This window comes from Solirubrobacter deserti, from assembly GCF_027587175.1.
Classification (GTDB): domain Bacteria; phylum Actinomycetota; class Thermoleophilia; order Solirubrobacterales; family Solirubrobacteraceae; genus Solirubrobacter; species Solirubrobacter deserti.
The window spans coordinates 1-14,814 of sequence record NZ_JAPCID010000053.1 but is presented as its reverse complement, the minus strand read 5'-3'; the positions used below and the strand labels follow the sequence as shown (position 1 = coordinate 14,814).

Here is a 14,814-nt window from a genome sequence, read left to right as displayed (position 1 = left end):
GGAGTATCCGACAAGGCGATCACATGAACCTTCCTCGTACATCCGGGGTGCTGCTGCACCCGACCTCACTGCCGTCCGGACGTCTCGGTCCGGAGGCCTTCGCCTGGGTCGACTGGCTGGCTGCAGCCGGTCAGACGTGGTGGCAGATGCTGCCGCTGTCCCCGCCCGACAAGCACGGCTCGCCGTACAAGAGCGCGTCCGCGTTCGCCGCCTCACCCGCGTTGCTCGCCGAGCCCGACGCGCCCGTCACCGACGCCGAGCGGGACGCGTTCCGCGCCAAGGCCTCGGACTGGATCGAGGACTGGATCGCGTTCGCGGGCGAGTCCGCGTTGGACGATCAGGTCCGCTTCGACCGCGAGTGGGCCGAGCTTCGCCGCTATGCCGCTGACCGTGGCGTCCGTCTGATCGGCGACGTCCCGATCTACGTCGCGCCCGATTCCGCCGACGAGCGCGCCCACCCCGAGATCTTCAAGCCCGGCTTCGTCGCGGGCGTCCCGCCGGACGCCTTCACCGAGGACGGCCAGCTCTGGGGCAACCCGGTCTACGACTGGCCGGCGCTGCAGCGGCGCGGCTACTCGTGGTGGATCGCACGGCTGCGGAGGATCTTCGAGCTCTTCGACCTCGTGCGGATCGACCACTTCCGTGCCTTCACCGCCTACTGGGCGGTGCCGGAGGACTCGCCGGTCGCGTCGGCGGGCACCTGGAAGCGCGGCCCGGGCGCCGCGCCGCTGCTCGCCGCCCGCGAGGCGCTGGGCGGGCTGCCGGTGATCGCGGAGGACCTCGGCGTGATCACGCCGCCGGTCAAGGCGCTGCGGGAGTCGCTGGGCCTGCCGGGCATGGCCGTGCTGCAGTTCGGCTTCACGCCGGGTGAGCGCGACACCCAGCACGTGTGCTCGAACCACGAGGAGAACCAGGTCGTCTACACCGGCACGCACGACAACGACACGATCCGCGGGTGGTACGACGGCCTCGGCCCCGAGCAGCTCGCGCTGGTGCAGGAGGCGTGGGACGAGTACGGGATCTCCGAGGACGAGCCGCACTGGGGAATGATCCGGTTGGCGCTCGCCTCCCCGGCCCGGCTGGCGATGGTGCAGCTGCAGGACGTGCTCGGGCTCGGCAACGAGGGACGCATGAACCAGCCGGGCACCGCGGGCGGGTGGGGCTGGAAGCTCGACGAGCTCCCGTCTGCGGATCTGGCGCGGCGGCTCCGCGCCGCGACGGAGGCCGCCGGCCGATCGGTCAGTTGACCCCCGTATAGGTGGTCAAGTGACCGATCAGCGCTCGTGGACGAGCGGCGCCTGCCACGCGGTGGCCGGGTCCTCCCGGATCACGACGTCGCACACGATCGCGGAGATGTTGTCCCGCGCGCCCGACTCGAGCGCGAGCGCGATCAGCCGGTCCGCGCACTCGCCGCGGTCGGCGTGGCGGAGCAGCAGCTCTCGCAGGGTGTCGAAGTCGACCACGTCGGACAGGCCGTCCGAGCACAGCAGCAGGCGGTCGCCGAACATCGCGGGCAGCAGTTGGGTGGACGGGCGGCGCTCCGGGTCGCCGTCCAGGGCGTGCATGACGACGTTGCGGGCCGGGTGGCGCCTGGCCTGCTCGGGCGTGAGGTGGCCGGCGTCGATCAGGTCCTGGACGAGGCTGTCGTCGCGCGACAGCTGCGTGAACTCGCCGGCGCGCAACAGGTAGGTGCGCGAGTCGCCGATGTTGGCGATCACGTAGGTGCCGTCGTTGGACAGGGCGACCGCGGTCAGGGTCGTGCTCATGCCCTGCATCTGGGGGCGGGCGCCGGCCATGAAGCCGATCGACTCGTTGCCCATCGTGATCGCGTTCTCGAGGGCGGCGTCGAGCGGAATGTCCAGCCGGCTCGTGTCGAAGTGGGCGAGGGAGTTGACGATCCGCTGGCTCGCGACCTCACCGGCCGCGGCGCCGCCGACGCCGTCCGCGACCGCCGCGAGCTTCGAGCTCGTGTAGACGGCATCTTCGTTGTTCGCCCGTCGCCCGATGTCATTACGGGCGGCGCATTCGAGCGCCAAGGCCGGCATGGCGGCATCGTAACCCTGCCGGCGTCAGTTGTCAGCGCGCCTTTAGAACGGGTCGTTGTCGAGCGGGAAGAAGACGGGCGCGGGCTCGGACTCGCCGCCGGGGAACGAGCGGTAGCCCATCAGCCCGAAGCGGATGCCGCCGAGGCCGCCGCGCGGGACCCGCACGCGCGCCGTGTAGCGGCCGCGGTCGCCCTTGCCGTAGGCGCGGGTCGGCGCGCCGGAGCCCTTGCTGCGCAGCCGCACGAACAGCTCACCGGCGTCGAACGGCCGGCCGCTGTCGCGGATGTAGAGGCGCCACTTGACCGTGATCTCGCTGCCGGCCCGGGCGTTCAGGTCGAGGCGGCTCTCGAGGCGCGCCCGGACGCCCTCCTTCGCAGTCGCGGCGGGCGCGAAGAGCAGCAGCGCGAGGATGGTCGCGGCGATGACCCGCATACCGCTTGTACACCGCGCGACGGATTCGGTTCCCGCAACCGTGCGGTTGCGGTACGATCGCGCCGTGAACGTCCTCGCGCTGTACGACATCCACGGCAACATCGACGCGCTCGAGGCCGTGCTGGCGGCCGCGCCGGACTTCGACCTGGTGCTCGTCGGCGGCGACGCGGTCCCGGGCCCGTTCGCCGCCGCGACGCTCGACCGGCTCGCGCAGCTGCCCACGCGCTGGGTGCGCGGGAACGGCGAGCGCGAGACGGCGAACGCGCCCGCGGCTCCGGCGCCCGAAGACCTGGCCGCCGTGACCGCGCGGCGCAGCGCCGACGAGCTCGGCGACCGCGCGCAGCCGCTCGGCGAGCTCCCGCTCACGACCGAGATCGACGGCGTCCTCTACTGCCACGCCACGCCGCGCAGTGACGAGGAGATGCTCACGCGCATCAGCCCGGACGAGCGCTACGCCGAGGCGCTGGCCGGAGCCGGGCCGCTGGTGGTCGCCGGCCACACGCACCAGCAGCACGACCGCACCGTCGGCGGCACACGCTTCATCAACGCCGGCAGCGTCGGTCTCCCGTACGAGGGCGACGGCGCCGCGCGCTGGCTGTGGGTCGCGGACGGCGTTCCCGAGCTGCGGGGCACCGCGTACGACGCGGCTGCGGCGGGCCGGCGGATGCGAGCGATCTGGCCGGACGTGATATCGGTGGACGCGGCGCTCGTGGAGCCCGTCGCACCCGACGAGATCACTGCGATCTTCGAGCAGCGCGCTCGACCAGCGACTTAGGCGCGATCTCGGCGTACGCGTCCTCGATCGCGCCCGCGATCTCGTTCCAGTCGAGCCCGCTGTCCAGGTTCACGCCGATCCAGCCGCGGTGGCCGACGTACGGCGGCCGGAAGTAGTGGCGAGGCTCGCCGGCGACGAGCGTCTCCTGCATCCCTTCCGGCGCGGCGCACCAGAGCGCGAGCCGCCCGTCGTGGTGGTGGTTGTCGTGGAAGGAGACGAACGTCTTCTTGTCGCGCACGAACCACGTCGGATGGCCGTGGCTGAGCCGCTCCGTCACCTCGGGGAGCGCCAGGCAGATCTCGCGGACGCGGTCGAGCTCCGAGCTCACGAACCGGCAGTCTGCCAGTAACGCCTGAGGTCGGAGATGCTCGCGAGGCCGAGCCGGCTCGCGGTGTCGGTCTTGGTCACGAATACGTTGCGGTCCTGCGCGCGGGAGGCGCGCAGCGGCTCGACGTCGATGCGGGCGAGCGTCCGACGCAGGCCCGCCCGCAGCCGCTCCGGCTTCGTCCCGACCAGGTAGCGCAGCAGCGAGCCGCTATAGGCCGGATACAGGTCGATCTGGTCCCGGCGCAGCTTGCGCACGGCCTCGGGGCGCAGCCCGCCGACGGCGCGCACGACGACGCGGAAGCCGCCCGCGCGCAGCGCCTCGGCGTACAGGTGCGCGAGCGTCTCGTTCTCGTCGAACGCCATGTAGCCGACGACGATCCGCTTGCCGGGGCGCCGCGCGGCGCTTCCGCCCAGGCCGTTCGCGTCGATGAACTCGCCGCCCACCGCCTCCGGCATGCGGCCGTCGATGACGTGCTGGTTGAGCCCGCGCAGCGCGAGCGTCGTGAGCACTGCGGACGCCGCGTTCAGCCGCCGGCGCAGCGCTCGCGCGGCGCGCGCGCCGTAATCGCGCAGCAGCTGGCGGCGGATGACCGGGACGACGTGGTCGTCGTAGATCATCGAGCGGTCGTCGCGCAGCGTGACGATGTCGGGCCGGGACACCTGCGGGTTGGACGAGAACGCGATCGCCACCTCGGCGCGGCCGTCGTCGAGCGCGGAGATGCCGGCGTCGGCGACGGTCAGCGGAACCAACACTGAACGCACGTCAAGTCCGTATACGGACCGCAGGCCCACCGCGCAGCCCGAGTTGGTGAGGCAGTCGGCGGGCGCTGCGAGGCGCACCTGCTGCGCCTGCGCGGGCGTGGAGCAGAGCCAGATCCCGAACGCGACGAGCAATACCGAGCACCGCATGCCCCAACCCTAAACGGTTGACATAGTGAACATCTAGATGGGTAGGCTCGCGCTGAGCAGGAGGTGCCCCATTCCCGGCCGGACCGCAAGCTTGGTTGTTGCCTTCGCGCTCGCGACTGCTCCGGCGTCGGCCGCCCCGACCGACGCGCTGCAGGGCGAGCAGTGGGCCGTCGCACCCGGAACCGTCTTCGACCTCCCGGGCGCCTGGGCGCTGGCCGCAGGCGCCGGGGTGACCGTCGCGGTCGTGGACTCCGGCACCCGCCTCGACCACGCCGACCTCGCCCCGAACGCGTGGACGAACTTCGCCGAGGTACCGGGCAACAACGTCGACGACGACGCCAACGGCTATGTCGACGACGTCCACGGCGTCGACCTCACGACCAAGGGCGCCGCGCAGGACCTCCACGACGGATACGGGCACGGCACGCACGTGGCCGGGACGATCGCGGCGGCCGCGAACGGGCGCGGCGTGGTCGGCGTGGCCTACCGGGCGAAGATCATGACCGTCAAGGTCCTGGACGACCAGGGCGGCGGGACCACCGGCGGCGTCGCCGAGGGCATCCGCTACGCAGCGGCGATGGGCGCGCGGATCATCAACCTCAGCCTCGAGGGCAACGTCGACGACCCGCGCATGCGCACCGCGATCGAAGCCGCCGCGGCCGCGAACGCGCTGATCGTGTGCTCGGCCGGCAACAGCGGCGTCAACGTCGACCAGCAGCCCGTCTACCCGGTCGCCATCCCCGCCTCGAACGTGGTCGGCGTCGCCGCGACCGAGCCCGACCAGGGCCGTTCGCTGCCCGACTTCTCCAACTACGGCCGCCTGACCGTCCCCGTCGCCGCTCCCGGCGTCGAGGTGATCTCGACCTCCAAGTCGGGCGGCTACGAATTCAAGTCCGGCACGTCGATGGCGGCGCCGCACGTGGCGGGCGTCGCCGCGCTGATGGCGTCGGTCGCGCCCCACCTGCCGGCGGCGGAGCTGCGCGCGCAGCTGCTCCAGCACGCCACGCGCGGGTCCGTCCCGGTCAGCGCGGGCTACGTCGACGCGCTCGGCGCGGTGCTCGCCGCCAGTGGAACCGCGAGCTACGACCGCAGCCAGCCGCCGTCGCTGCGCGTGCTGAGCGCGACCCGCAAGGGCCGCACGACCCAGGCCCAGCTCGCCGTGCTCGGCGCGGCCGGAAGCGTCGCCCGCATCGAGCTGCGCCTCGACGGCCGCCGCGTCGCCCAGCTGCGCGGCGGCCGCACGGTGCTCAACGTGCGCCTGCGCAATCGCGCCGGCCGCCGCCTCGCGGTCTACGCCCTCGCCGCCGACGGCCGCCGCCTGTCCCGGGCCAGCGCCCGCGTCCGGACGCTGCGCTCCGGCAAGCGCCACGTGGGCACGGGCGGCGGGATCGGAGGCGCGGTATGGGTGGGCTGAGCGGCGCGAGCGGCGCGGCCCCCTCGCCCGGCCCGGCCCGCGGCCGCGGCGCCGCCCTCAAACGTGCGCGCCGGCTGCTGGGTGCGGCGACGGTTGCATCTCTCCTCCTCACGCCGTCGCCGGCGCCCGGCGCGGCGCGCACGATCACGATGAGCGGGGCGAGCCCGGCGCAGGCCGTCGTGGCCGACCTCGCCTACTTCTACCGGCGCGAGCGAGCCGACGCGCCGCGGTTCTCGCTCGTGGGCGGCGGGACCGGCATCGGGATCGCGGACGCGGCGCGCGGAATCGTCGACGCGGGCCTGTCGGGGCGTGGGCTCGAGCCCGGGGACCCGCCCGGGCTCACGTTCACGCCGCTCGCGCGGTCGGCGATCTGCCTGGTCACGAACCCGGCCAACCGCGTGCCCAACCTCACGCGCGCGCAGCTGCAGCCGCTCGTCTCCGGCGCGACGACGAGCTGGGCGCAGATCGCCGGCGCGCCGCGCCGGGACGCGATCGAGCGGGTCACCTTCGACGTCACCTCCGCGGCCCGCAACGTGTTCCTGACGACGTTCGTCGACCTCGCGACGCCGCTCGCGCCCGCCACCACCTACACCGCCTCGGCCCAGGTCCGCGACCACATCGCCGCGACCCCGGCCGCCTTCGGGTACGTCGACCTCGAGTTCGCGCGCCGCCTGCACGCCGTGCCCTATGAGGGCGTCCCGTGCACGCGCGCGACCGTGGCCGACGGCTCCTATCCCGCGCGGCGCACGCTCGGGTTCGTCACGCGCGGGCGCCCGGCCGGCGCGCTCGCCCGGTTCCTCGCCTGGATCAGGACGGACGCCACGGCCCGGCGCGTCATCGCGTCCCGCTACGTGGTCCCGTAGCTACGCTCAGTGGCCGCGTATGGCCGCCCCGCCCACAGAGCACGAGATCCTCGACGTCAACCGCCGCTACCACGACGTGGCGGCCGAGACGTACGACTCCAAGTGGGGCATCTCCTTCGGCGAGATCGGCCACCAGCAGGTGCTCGGCAAGCTGGCGAAGCTGCTGGGCCCGAACCCCGGGCCGTTCGCGCACTCGCTCGAGATCGGCGCCGGCACCGGGTACTTCAGCCTCAACCTGCTGCAGACCGGCGTGATCGAGCAGGCCACCTGCACGGACATCAGCCCGGGCATGCTCGCCACGCTCGAGCACAACGCGCACGAGCTCGGCCTCGAGGTCGAGACCGCGGCGTGCGACGCGACGCAACTCCCGTTCGAGGATGCGTCCTTCGACCTCGTCCTGGGTCACGCCGTCCTGCACCATCTGCCGGACCTCGACCAGGCGTTCCGCGAGTTCCACCGCGTCCTGAAACCGGGCGGCACGCTGTTCTTCGCCGGCGAGCCGTCCCGCCAGGGCGACAAGCTCGCCGCGATCCCGAAGCGGGCCGCGGTCAAGGCCGCCCCGCTGTGGCGCCGCGCGGTCAAGGCGCGCCCCGCGCCGCAGCACCAGGGCGCCGACGAGGACGAACACGCGCTGGAGGCCGTCGTCGACGTACACGCCTTCGTCCCGGCCGACCTCAAGCGGCACGCGGCCGCCGGCGGCTTCACCGACGTCGAGGTCCGCGGCGAGGAGCTGCTCGCGAACTGGTTCGGCTGGTTCAACCGCACGCTCGAGGCGAGCGCCGAGCCCAAGGACGTCCCGTGGGGCTGGATCCAGTACGCCTACAAGGGCTACATCCTGCTCCAGCGCGTGGACCGCTCGCTGCTCGAGCCCCGCCTGCCGCCGCAGCTGTTCTACAACCTCATGCTCGCGGCCCGCAAACGCGCGTGACGCCACCCGACCAGCACCCGCCCGGCCCGTTCGACATGCTGCGCGACCGGCGGGCGCTGGCGGACACCGCGCTGGCGCCGCTGGCGTTCGTGATCGTCTACACGATCACCAAGGAGGTCAACCTGGCGGCGGCCGTGGCGGTCGGCATCGGGATCGCCCTGTTCGTCGAGCGGCTCGTGCGCCGCAAGTCGGTGATGAACGCCGTCGGCGGCCTGCTCGGCACCGGCCTGGCCGCATTCATCGCCGTCCGCAGCGGCCAGGCCGAGGGCTACTTCGTCCCGAAGATGCTCCAGCAGCTCGGGCTGTGCGTGATCTTCGCCGGCTCGGCACTGATCCGGCGCCCGCTCGCGGGCTTCATCGTCGCGACGCTCTACCGCGCCGAGCCGGGGTGGCCGCAGCAGCCCGCCGTGCGCCGCGTGATGACCGAGTACACCCTCGCCTGGGCCGCGCTGTTCGGCCTGCGCGCCGCCATCTACGCCTACCTGATCTACATCGGCAACGTCGAGGCGCTCGGCGTCGCGTCGATCGCGATGGGCCTGCCCGCATTCGGCCTGCTGCTGTTCATCGGCTACCGCTACGTCCCGAAGCGGCTCGAACAGCTCGGCGCACCCGACCCGCGGCACCCGAAGCCCGAGCCAGCCCCTTGAGCGTCCGGTACACGTAGCTCCAGTCGCCCTGCAGCGTGCGCAGCCGCGTGCGCTCGCTTGGCGCGATCAGGGCCGAGGGCCGCACGCGCACGGCCATCCCGTCCGCCGCGAGCACCGCCAGCGCACGCTCGGCGATCGCCACCTGACCGAACGCCGTCGGGTGCACGCGGTCGGCCATCACGTGGTTGCGCGCGCCGAAGTCGCGTAGGTCGAGCACGAGCGCGCCAACGTCCGCGGCCACGCGCAGGATCGCCGCGTTGCCGGCCGCGATCCCGCCCGCGCGCGGAAGTCCGAGCCCGTCCGGGATCGTCACCACCAACACCCGCTCGCACCGCTGCGCGAGGAACGTAGCGACCGACGCGTACGCGGCCTCGAACGCCGCCGCGTCGAAGCCGGGCACCCGCACGTCGTTGACGCCCGCGTACAGACAGCCGACCGCGTACCGGGCTTCAGGCAGCGCCGTGCGCTCCAGGAACGCCGGCACCTGCATGTCCGCGACGTCCCCGACCCGCGCGCCGTCGACGGCGTAGCCCGTGTACGGCAGCCCGAGCCCGCGGGCCGTCCACAGCGCCCACGACTGCAGCGCGACGCCCCACTGCAGCTCCCCGCCACCGTTGGTGATCGAGTCGCCGAAGGCGAGAACGCCCGCGTTCACTTCACCTTGAACTGCGCGCTCTTGGTCAGCCGACCGACGGTGGCGGTCACCCGGTAGCTGCCGCGCGAGAGCTTCTTCCCCTTGGCGGCGCGCAGCGTGAGGCTCTTGAGGCTGATCGACGCCGTGACCGACTTCGTGGTCACCCGGCGCCACTTGCGCCCGATCTTGCGCTCGACCTTGAGCGCCACCTTCGCCGTGCGCGAGAGCCGGATGGTGACCTTGACGGCCTTGCTGCGCGTCGGCTCGGCCTTCAGGACGGTGATCTGCAGCCCCGGGTCGGGCACGACCGTCGGCGCCGGCGTCGGGGTTGGCACGGGCGTCGGCGTGCCCGGGTTCACGTTGCCGTCGTCGTCATCGGGCGGCCGGGGCGTGGGGGTGGGCGTGGGCTGGACGATGACCGGGCAACCGTCCGCGGTCAGCGCAGACTGCAGCGGGCACGCGTCGTCCATGTCCGGGAGCTGGTCGCCGTCCGTGTTGGGGCCGCGCTCGGTCGGATCGCACCCGTCGCCGAGGCCGTCGCGGTCCGTGTCGGCCTGGTTCGCGTTGGCGAACCGCGGGCAGTTGTCCAGGCGGTCGACCTTCCCGTCCTTGTCGGTGTCGGGGCAGCCGCGGTCCGCGAGCGTGCCGGGCTCGTTGGGGCAGTCCTCCTCGGCGCCGCGGACCTCGTCGTGGTCGGGGTCGCAGCTCTGCCACGCCTTGCTCGCGGGCGGCCGGCCGAGCCGCGCCTGGGAGCCGAGCGAGCGGGCGGCGTTGAGCCGGCGGCCGCTGACCGAGATCGGGTCCAGCTCGGTGTGCCAGTCGCCGCCGTCGAGCAGCAGCTCCTTGAGCTTGGCGGGCCCTTCGAAGGTGAGCGGATCCACCGCCTCGATCAGCGCCCCCGCGGCGGCGACGAGCGGCGCCGCCATCGAGGTGCCGGGCCGGACGGCGTACGCGGACCCGCCCTCAGCCCCGCGCGCCGTCGAGGAGATGGCCAGGCCCGGGGCGAACAGATCCACGGAGGTCGCGCCGACGTTGCCCCAGCACACCGGCGCGTCGGTGTAGACGCCGCCCGGCACGCTGGTGACCGGGTCCCCCGTCATGCCGACGCAGACGACGTTCGGCGCCTCGCTCGAGCAGGGGTACACCTGACGGCCGGGCACGTCGTTGTCGTTGCCGTGGTTGCCGGCGGCGACGACGAAGAGCGTGTCGGGCGAGTCCGCGAACGCGGCCTCGAGCTCCTCGGCGGTCTTCTCCTGCTCGGAGACCGGGAGCAGTGGATCAGTCGCCAACGACACGACCGCGATCGGCAGGTCGGCCGCCCCGGCGTACCGGATGGCGGCCGTGATGGCGCGGCGGGTGGCGCTGCCGCAGTGGTTGACGGCACGGATCGGGCGGACCCGCGCCTCCGGCGCCAGCCCGGACAGCTTGCGCACCGCGATGTTCCCCGTCGCGTCCGGGTCGCCGCCCTGCGCGACGATCAGGCCCGCGATCAGCGTCCCGTGATCGGCCGTGAGGGTCGGCGCGGCGGCGCCGCACTCCTCACCGGGCAGCACGACGTTCTCCTCGGTGTCGATGCGCCCGGCGAACTTGCTGTGGCCGGCGAAGATCCGCTGATCGATGACGCCGACGGTGACGTCCGCGCCCATCGAGATGTCCCACGCCTCGGCGGCGTCGACGTCGGCGTCGTTGGTGACGAGCAGCGGCCACGTGATGTCCGGGCCCGTCGGCGTGGGCACGGGCGTCGGCGTCACCGTGGGCACGGGTTCCCCCTGCGCGGCGGCCACCCCCGGCAGCAGGCAGCAGACGGCGGCGAGCAGCACCATCGCGCACGCGAGACCCGATCGCGAATGCGTCACCCTCGTATCATCGGCCATTGCGTGGGGGCCTTGAGTGAACACTTAAGGGAAGAAAGTTGGCCGGTGCTGACAAGTGCCGCCATCGGGACATGGAGCGGCGGCCGCTTCATGCACTTCGGTGAACCCGTCGACGACGACCGGCTCGCTGCCCTCCTGCGCCCTGGTCAGGGTATCGCGACCGTCATCTCGGCGGACGCTTATGGCGCAGGGGAGGCCGATCGTCTGCTAGGGCGGGCGCTTGCCGGAGTTTCGCGCCCTGAATACACCCTCGTCGGGGCGATCGGGCACGACTTCTACGAGGGCGAGCGCGAAGGCGCCAAGGGCTTCCCGCGCTTCACCGATCCGCGGCTGCGCGGCCCGGAGCAGTACGCCGAATATGTCCGAATGGCGACAGAGCGCAGCCTCGAGCGCTGCGGCGTGGACGCCTTCGACGTGTTGCTCCTGCACAACCCCGACCACATCGGCTACACGAGCGAAGCCGTGTGGGACGCGTTGGAGGCGGTGCGCGCGGACGGGCTGACGCGTTCGCTGGGTGTCGCGCCCGGGCCCGCCAACGGCTTCACGCTCGACGTCATCGACTGCCTGGAGCGCTTCGGCGACCGCATCGACTGGGCGATGGTGATCCTGAACCCGATGGAGCCGTGGCCGGGCGAGCTCGTGCTGGGCGCGGCCGAGCGTCACGGCGTCAAGCTCATCACCCGCGTCGTCGACTACGGCGGGCTCTTCCACGACGACGTCCTCCCGGGCCACGCCTTCCCGCGCTACGACCACCGCGGCTTCCGGCCCGCAGGCTGGGTCGAGGCCGGGCGCGAGAAGCTCGAGCGGATGCGCCCGATCGCGGAAAAGCACGGGCTGACGCCGCTGCAGCTCGCCTGTCACTGGAACCTCGCGCACGCGCCGGTGCACGTCGTGGCGCCGACGCTGATCGAGGAGCCCGGCAGCTCGAAGACCATCGAGGACAAGCGGGCCGAGCTGGCGGCGGTCACGGGCCCGTCCGTGCTGAGCGCCGAGGAGGTCGCCGAGCTGCGCGCGATCGGCGACAACACGGGCTCGATGCTGCTCAAGGGCGCGACGCCCGACTTCGAGGGCGACGAGCCGCTGCCCGACCGCTGGGCGATCTCCCCGCATCTGGCCGAGCTGGCGGGCCGGTGGGGCATCGAACCCGCCCGCGACCTGGCAAAAGCGGCTTAAGGAAGCGCTCGCCCGGGCCGATGACCCAGGCGAGATGATCCGCCTCAACACCATCGGCGCCGCCGTCTTCGCGCTCGCAACCCTCGCGCTACCGACGTTCGCACTGCCGCAGGCGGACAAGGACAAGCTCACCCATCTCGACACGCGCGGCCAGCTGCAGGACGTCAACCTCGCCGAGGTCGTCGTGACCGCCCAGGCCGCGGCCGACGGCGGCGACGGCCTTCCGACCGCGTGGTGCGGCGAGGACCGCACGAGCGACAACACGGCCAACGCCGTCACGCCCCCGAGCAAGCCGCAGTTCAAGGTCGTGTACGCCTTCGCGGCCGACCGCCCGAACCGCTTCGCCGGCTGGCGCGACGCGATCCAGGCCAACGTCGCGATCGTCCAGCGCTTCCTCAGCGCCCAGGGCGGCGGCACCAAGGCCATCCGCTTCGACATGGGCACCAGCTGCGGGGCGGGCTACGTGGACATCCAGATCGTCCCGCTGCCCGGCACGCGCGCCCAGTACGCCGACAACTTCGGCGCGATCTCCGGCGCCGTCCAGCGCGCGCTCGGCACCGCCGGCGGCCCGCGCAACGCGATCGTGATCGCCGACGGCCTCGCCGGCGGCACACAGGAGTACGGCCTGGGAGAGACGATCATGGGCGCCTCCGGGGAGAAGCCGGGCAGCGCGAACGTCCACAACCGCGGCGGGCTCACCTCCATCCTCTTCTCCCGTGACGGCGCGGCGGCGCCCGGCGCCGCGCGCTGGGGCTGGTGGCCCGAGGGCTTCCTGCACGAGATGACGCACAACCTGGGCGCCGTCCAGTGGGGCGCGCCGCACTCGACGCAGCCGCGCGGCGGCTCGGCGCCGAACTACGGCCACTGCTGGCAGGGCGCCGACGTCATGTGCTACGTCGAGGACGCGGGCGCCGCGCACGCGATGCAGGTCGACTGCTCCGGCATCCCGGGCGCGATCGCGCAGAACTACGACTGCGGCCGCGACGACTACTTCAACCCGGCTCCGGCACCCGGCAGCTACCTGGCGACGCACTGGAACACCTACGAGTCCGTCTTCCTCGCCCCGTGCGGTGAGATCGCCCCGGCGTGCGGCGGCGGCGCGAACTGGGTGCCGCAGAGCCCGGCCGCGACGTCCCCGCCGACGGTCTCCGGCGCCACCCGCCGCGGCTCGACGCTCAACGCGGGCGCCGGCGCCTGGACCAACGGCCCGACCCGCTTCCAGTACCAGTGGCAGCGCCTCGCCGTCGCCGGCTGGGAGGACATCGACGCCGAGACCGACCCGACGTACACCGTCACCAGCGACGATCTCGGCCGCCGCCTGCGCGTGACCGTCGTCGCCACCAACCCGGACGGCTCGGCCGCGGCCGCGTCGAACCCGACGTCCCCGGTCGGCGCCGCGGGCGTCAACCGGGCCGCCTCGAAGACGTCCAAGAAGACCAAGAAGAAGACGTCGGTCAAGGCCAAGACCTCGACCAAGAAGAAGAAGGCGTCGGCCAAGAAGGCTTCCAAGAACAAGTCGAAGGCCAAGACGAAGACGAAGCGCTCGAAGCGGTAACAATTGCAGGGATGGCCGACTCCCTGCGCGGCAAGCTGATCCTCGCGTCGCCGGTCCTGAAGGACCCGAACTTCGTGCGCACCGTCGTGCTCATCGCCGAGCACACGGACGAGGGAGCGATGGGCCTGGTGCTCAACCGGCCGACCGGCTCGACGGTCGGCGACGCCGTCCCCGACCTCGCCTGGCTCGCGGGGGACGAGGAGCCGGTCTACGTCGGCGGGCCGGTCGCCGAGACCGCCGTGATCGTGCTGGCGGAGTTCGACCGGCCGGAGCTGGCGGGCGCGCTCGTGGACACCGACCTCGGCTTCATCGGCGCCGACGCGGACGATCCCGAGCACCTGAGCGGCGCGATCCGGCGCGCGCGGGTGTTCGCGGGGCACGCCGGCTGGGGCCCCGGCCAGCTCGAGGACGAGCTCGCCGAGGAGGCGTGGATCATCGAGCCGCCGACGCGCGACGAGATCTTCACCGCCGACCCCGACGAGCTGTGGGCGGCCGTCCTGCGCCGCAAGGGCCACCGCTACGCGCTGCTGTCGACGATGCCCGAGGACCCGTCACTGAACTGAGCGGGCGATCGCGAGCGCGCGGTCGCGGTCGCGGACGCCCTCGATCCGCAGCAGCAGCCCGTCGCGCCGCTCCACCAGCAGCGTGCTGCCCGCGATGCGCTGGTCCTCGAAGCCGAAGCCGGCCTCGGACTGGTACGCGAACCCGTGTGCGCCGGCGATCCAGAACGCCGTCGCGCCGTCGACGATCAGCCGCGTCACCGTCGCGCCCGTGCCGACCGTCTTGTCGATGAACGGCGACGCCTGCGCGCGGAACGTCTGGACGAGGACCGGCCCGTCATAGACCAGCGTGGCGGCGCGCGTGCCGTCCGGGAGCGTCGTCGCGTACACGCCGGGCTCGCCGAGCCCGCGCGGTTGCAGGACGGGGACGCCAAGGCGCTCGATCGTCGAGGGCAGGCCGAGGTTGAGCGAGGCGCCCGGCGTCGCGTTCGGCTCTGCGCGCCGGATCTCGACCGACTCGATCCCCAGCCAGTCGAACACCGTCGAGCGCGCCTCCGGCACCGCGAGGGTCCCGCCGGCGAGGGCGAGGAGCGCCGCCGCGGCGACGGCGGCCGGGCGGCGGCGCCACGCGCGGCGAGCGCGTGGCCGCGGCTCCGCCCCGCGGCGCGGCGTCACGGCGGGCGCCCGGGCCGGGGGGACGGGCCAGGCCCCGTCGGGGTCCCGCAGGGCGTGTTCGGG

At 73.1% G+C, this 14,814-nt stretch carries 15 protein-coding genes and 1 pseudogene; 9 read left to right on the top strand and 7 right to left on the bottom strand.

Annotation, left to right across the window (positions count from 1 at the left end; translation table 11 throughout):
* The first annotated feature begins 23 nt into the window (after positions 1 to 23).
* A complete protein-coding gene (locus tag OJ962_RS27410; protein WP_202955155.1) occupies positions 24 to 1,247 on the top strand; it encodes a 4-alpha-glucanotransferase in 1,224 nt (407 codons plus the stop codon).
* A 27-nt stretch (positions 1,248 to 1,274) separates the two neighbouring features.
* Here OJ962_RS27410 and OJ962_RS27405 read toward each other — a convergent pair whose 3' ends face one another.
* Positions 1,275 to 2,045, bottom strand: coding sequence for a PP2C family protein-serine/threonine phosphatase (locus OJ962_RS27405; RefSeq protein ID WP_202955154.1), 771 nt, complete (start codon positions 2,043 to 2,045; stop codon positions 1,275 to 1,277).
* Positions 2,046 to 2,087: 42 nt separating this feature from the next.
* Positions 2,088 to 2,477, bottom strand: a complete 390-nt coding sequence (locus OJ962_RS27400; protein WP_202955153.1) for a hypothetical protein — start codon at positions 2,475 to 2,477, stop codon at positions 2,088 to 2,090.
* 64 nt (positions 2,478 to 2,541) lie between these two features.
* Here OJ962_RS27400 and OJ962_RS27395 point away from each other — a divergent pair, with 64 nt between their 5' ends.
* Positions 2,542 to 3,252, top strand: a complete 711-nt coding sequence (locus OJ962_RS27395; RefSeq protein ID WP_202955152.1) for a metallophosphoesterase family protein — start codon at positions 2,542 to 2,544, stop codon at positions 3,250 to 3,252.
* Here OJ962_RS27395 and OJ962_RS27390 read toward each other — a convergent pair.
* Both OJ962_RS27390 and OJ962_RS27385 read right to left on the bottom strand, forming a co-directional pair.
* Positions 3,212 to 3,580, bottom strand: coding sequence for an MmcQ/YjbR family DNA-binding protein (locus OJ962_RS27390; protein WP_270006742.1), 369 nt, complete (start codon positions 3,578 to 3,580; stop codon positions 3,212 to 3,214). The genes OJ962_RS27395 and OJ962_RS27390 overlap by 41 nt on opposite strands.
* Positions 3,577 to 4,488 (bottom strand): glycine betaine ABC transporter substrate-binding protein, encoded by a 912-nt coding sequence (locus OJ962_RS27385; RefSeq protein WP_202955151.1) that lies wholly within the window; start codon positions 4,486 to 4,488, stop codon positions 3,577 to 3,579. Before OJ962_RS27385 ends, OJ962_RS27390 begins: the two co-directional genes overlap by 4 nt.
* 91 nt (positions 4,489 to 4,579) lie before the next feature.
* On the opposite strand from OJ962_RS27385, the gene OJ962_RS27380 reads away from it, so the two are divergent.
* From OJ962_RS27380 to OJ962_RS27365, 4 genes are read left to right on the top strand one after another with little or no spacing between them, the layout of a single operon-like run.
* Positions 4,580 to 5,902, top strand: a complete 1,323-nt coding sequence (locus OJ962_RS27380; protein ID WP_202955150.1) for a S8 family peptidase — start codon at positions 4,580 to 4,582, stop codon at positions 5,900 to 5,902.
* Complete coding sequence (locus OJ962_RS27375) at positions 5,890 to 6,765, top strand: substrate-binding domain-containing protein (protein ID WP_202955149.1); 876 nt, start codon at positions 5,890 to 5,892, stop codon at positions 6,763 to 6,765. The genes OJ962_RS27380 and OJ962_RS27375 overlap by 13 nt, the downstream gene beginning before the upstream one ends.
* Positions 6,766 to 6,784: 19 nt before the next feature.
* Positions 6,785 to 7,693 carry a class I SAM-dependent methyltransferase gene (locus tag OJ962_RS27370; RefSeq protein WP_202955148.1) on the top strand — a complete coding sequence of 303 codons (909 nt, stop codon included), beginning with the start codon at positions 6,785 to 6,787 and terminating at the stop codon, positions 7,691 to 7,693.
* Complete coding sequence (locus OJ962_RS27365) at positions 7,690 to 8,340, top strand: DUF3159 domain-containing protein (RefSeq protein WP_202955147.1); 651 nt, start codon at positions 7,690 to 7,692, stop codon at positions 8,338 to 8,340. The genes OJ962_RS27370 and OJ962_RS27365 overlap by 4 nt, the downstream gene beginning before the upstream one ends.
* Here the strand turns inward: OJ962_RS27365 and OJ962_RS27360 are convergent.
* Together OJ962_RS27360 and OJ962_RS27355 are read right to left on the bottom strand one after the other, a co-directional pair.
* On the bottom strand, positions 8,255 to 8,995 hold the full coding sequence (locus tag OJ962_RS27360) for a GDSL-type esterase/lipase family protein (RefSeq protein WP_202955146.1): 741 nt from the start codon (positions 8,993 to 8,995) through the stop codon (positions 8,255 to 8,257). The genes OJ962_RS27365 and OJ962_RS27360 overlap by 86 nt on opposite strands.
* Positions 8,992 to 10,830 carry a S8 family serine peptidase gene (locus OJ962_RS27355; protein WP_202955145.1) on the bottom strand — a complete coding sequence of 613 codons (1,839 nt, stop codon included), beginning with the start codon at positions 10,828 to 10,830 and terminating at the stop codon, positions 8,992 to 8,994. Before OJ962_RS27355 ends, OJ962_RS27360 begins: the two co-directional genes overlap by 4 nt.
* A 21-nt stretch (positions 10,831 to 10,851) precedes the next feature.
* Between OJ962_RS27355 and OJ962_RS27350 the strand changes: the two genes are divergently transcribed.
* From OJ962_RS27350 to OJ962_RS27340, 3 genes are read left to right on the top strand one after another with little or no spacing between them, the layout of a single operon-like run.
* Complete coding sequence (locus OJ962_RS27350) at positions 10,852 to 12,021, top strand: aldo/keto reductase (RefSeq protein ID WP_270006741.1); 1,170 nt, start codon at positions 10,852 to 10,854, stop codon at positions 12,019 to 12,021.
* A 34-nt stretch (positions 12,022 to 12,055) separates the two neighbouring features.
* The gene (locus OJ962_RS27345) at positions 12,056 to 13,576 is read left to right on the top strand and encodes a hypothetical protein (protein ID WP_202955143.1); all 1,521 of its coding nucleotides are present in this window, start codon (positions 12,056 to 12,058) and stop codon (positions 13,574 to 13,576) included.
* Between the two features lie 11 nt (positions 13,577 to 13,587).
* Positions 13,588 to 14,139 (top strand): YqgE/AlgH family protein, encoded by a 552-nt coding sequence (locus OJ962_RS27340; RefSeq protein WP_202955142.1) that lies wholly within the window; start codon positions 13,588 to 13,590, stop codon positions 14,137 to 14,139.
* Here the strand turns inward: OJ962_RS27340 and OJ962_RS27335 are convergent.
* Positions 14,128 to 14,814, bottom strand: a pseudogene (locus tag OJ962_RS27335) (hypothetical protein); the annotation flags it as partial. The gene OJ962_RS27340 and the pseudogene OJ962_RS27335 sit on opposite strands and share 12 nt — an antisense overlap.

What these genes read in the sequence shown, in the direction of transcription:
- OJ962_RS27410 (WP_202955155.1), top strand. Translation starts at nt 24, where the DNA reads ATGAACCTTCCTCGTACATCCGGGGTGCTGCTGCACCCGACCTCACTG.
- OJ962_RS27405 (WP_202955154.1), bottom strand. Translation starts at nt 2,045, where the DNA reads ATGCCGGCCTTGGCGCTCGAATGCGCCGCCCGTAATGACATCGGGCGA.
- OJ962_RS27400 (WP_202955153.1), bottom strand. Translation starts at nt 2,477, where the DNA reads ATGCGGGTCATCGCCGCGACCATCCTCGCGCTGCTGCTCTTCGCGCCC.
- OJ962_RS27385 (WP_202955151.1), bottom strand. Translation starts at nt 4,488, where the DNA reads ATGCGGTGCTCGGTATTGCTCGTCGCGTTCGGGATCTGGCTCTGCTCC.
- OJ962_RS27375 (WP_202955149.1), top strand. Translation starts at nt 5,890, where the DNA reads ATGGGTGGGCTGAGCGGCGCGAGCGGCGCGGCCCCCTCGCCCGGCCCG.
- OJ962_RS27370 (WP_202955148.1), top strand. Translation starts at nt 6,785, where the DNA reads ATGGCCGCCCCGCCCACAGAGCACGAGATCCTCGACGTCAACCGCCGC.
- OJ962_RS27345 (WP_202955143.1), top strand. Translation starts at nt 12,056, where the DNA reads ATGATCCGCCTCAACACCATCGGCGCCGCCGTCTTCGCGCTCGCAACC.
- OJ962_RS27340 (WP_202955142.1), top strand. Translation starts at nt 13,588, where the DNA reads ATGGCCGACTCCCTGCGCGGCAAGCTGATCCTCGCGTCGCCGGTCCTG.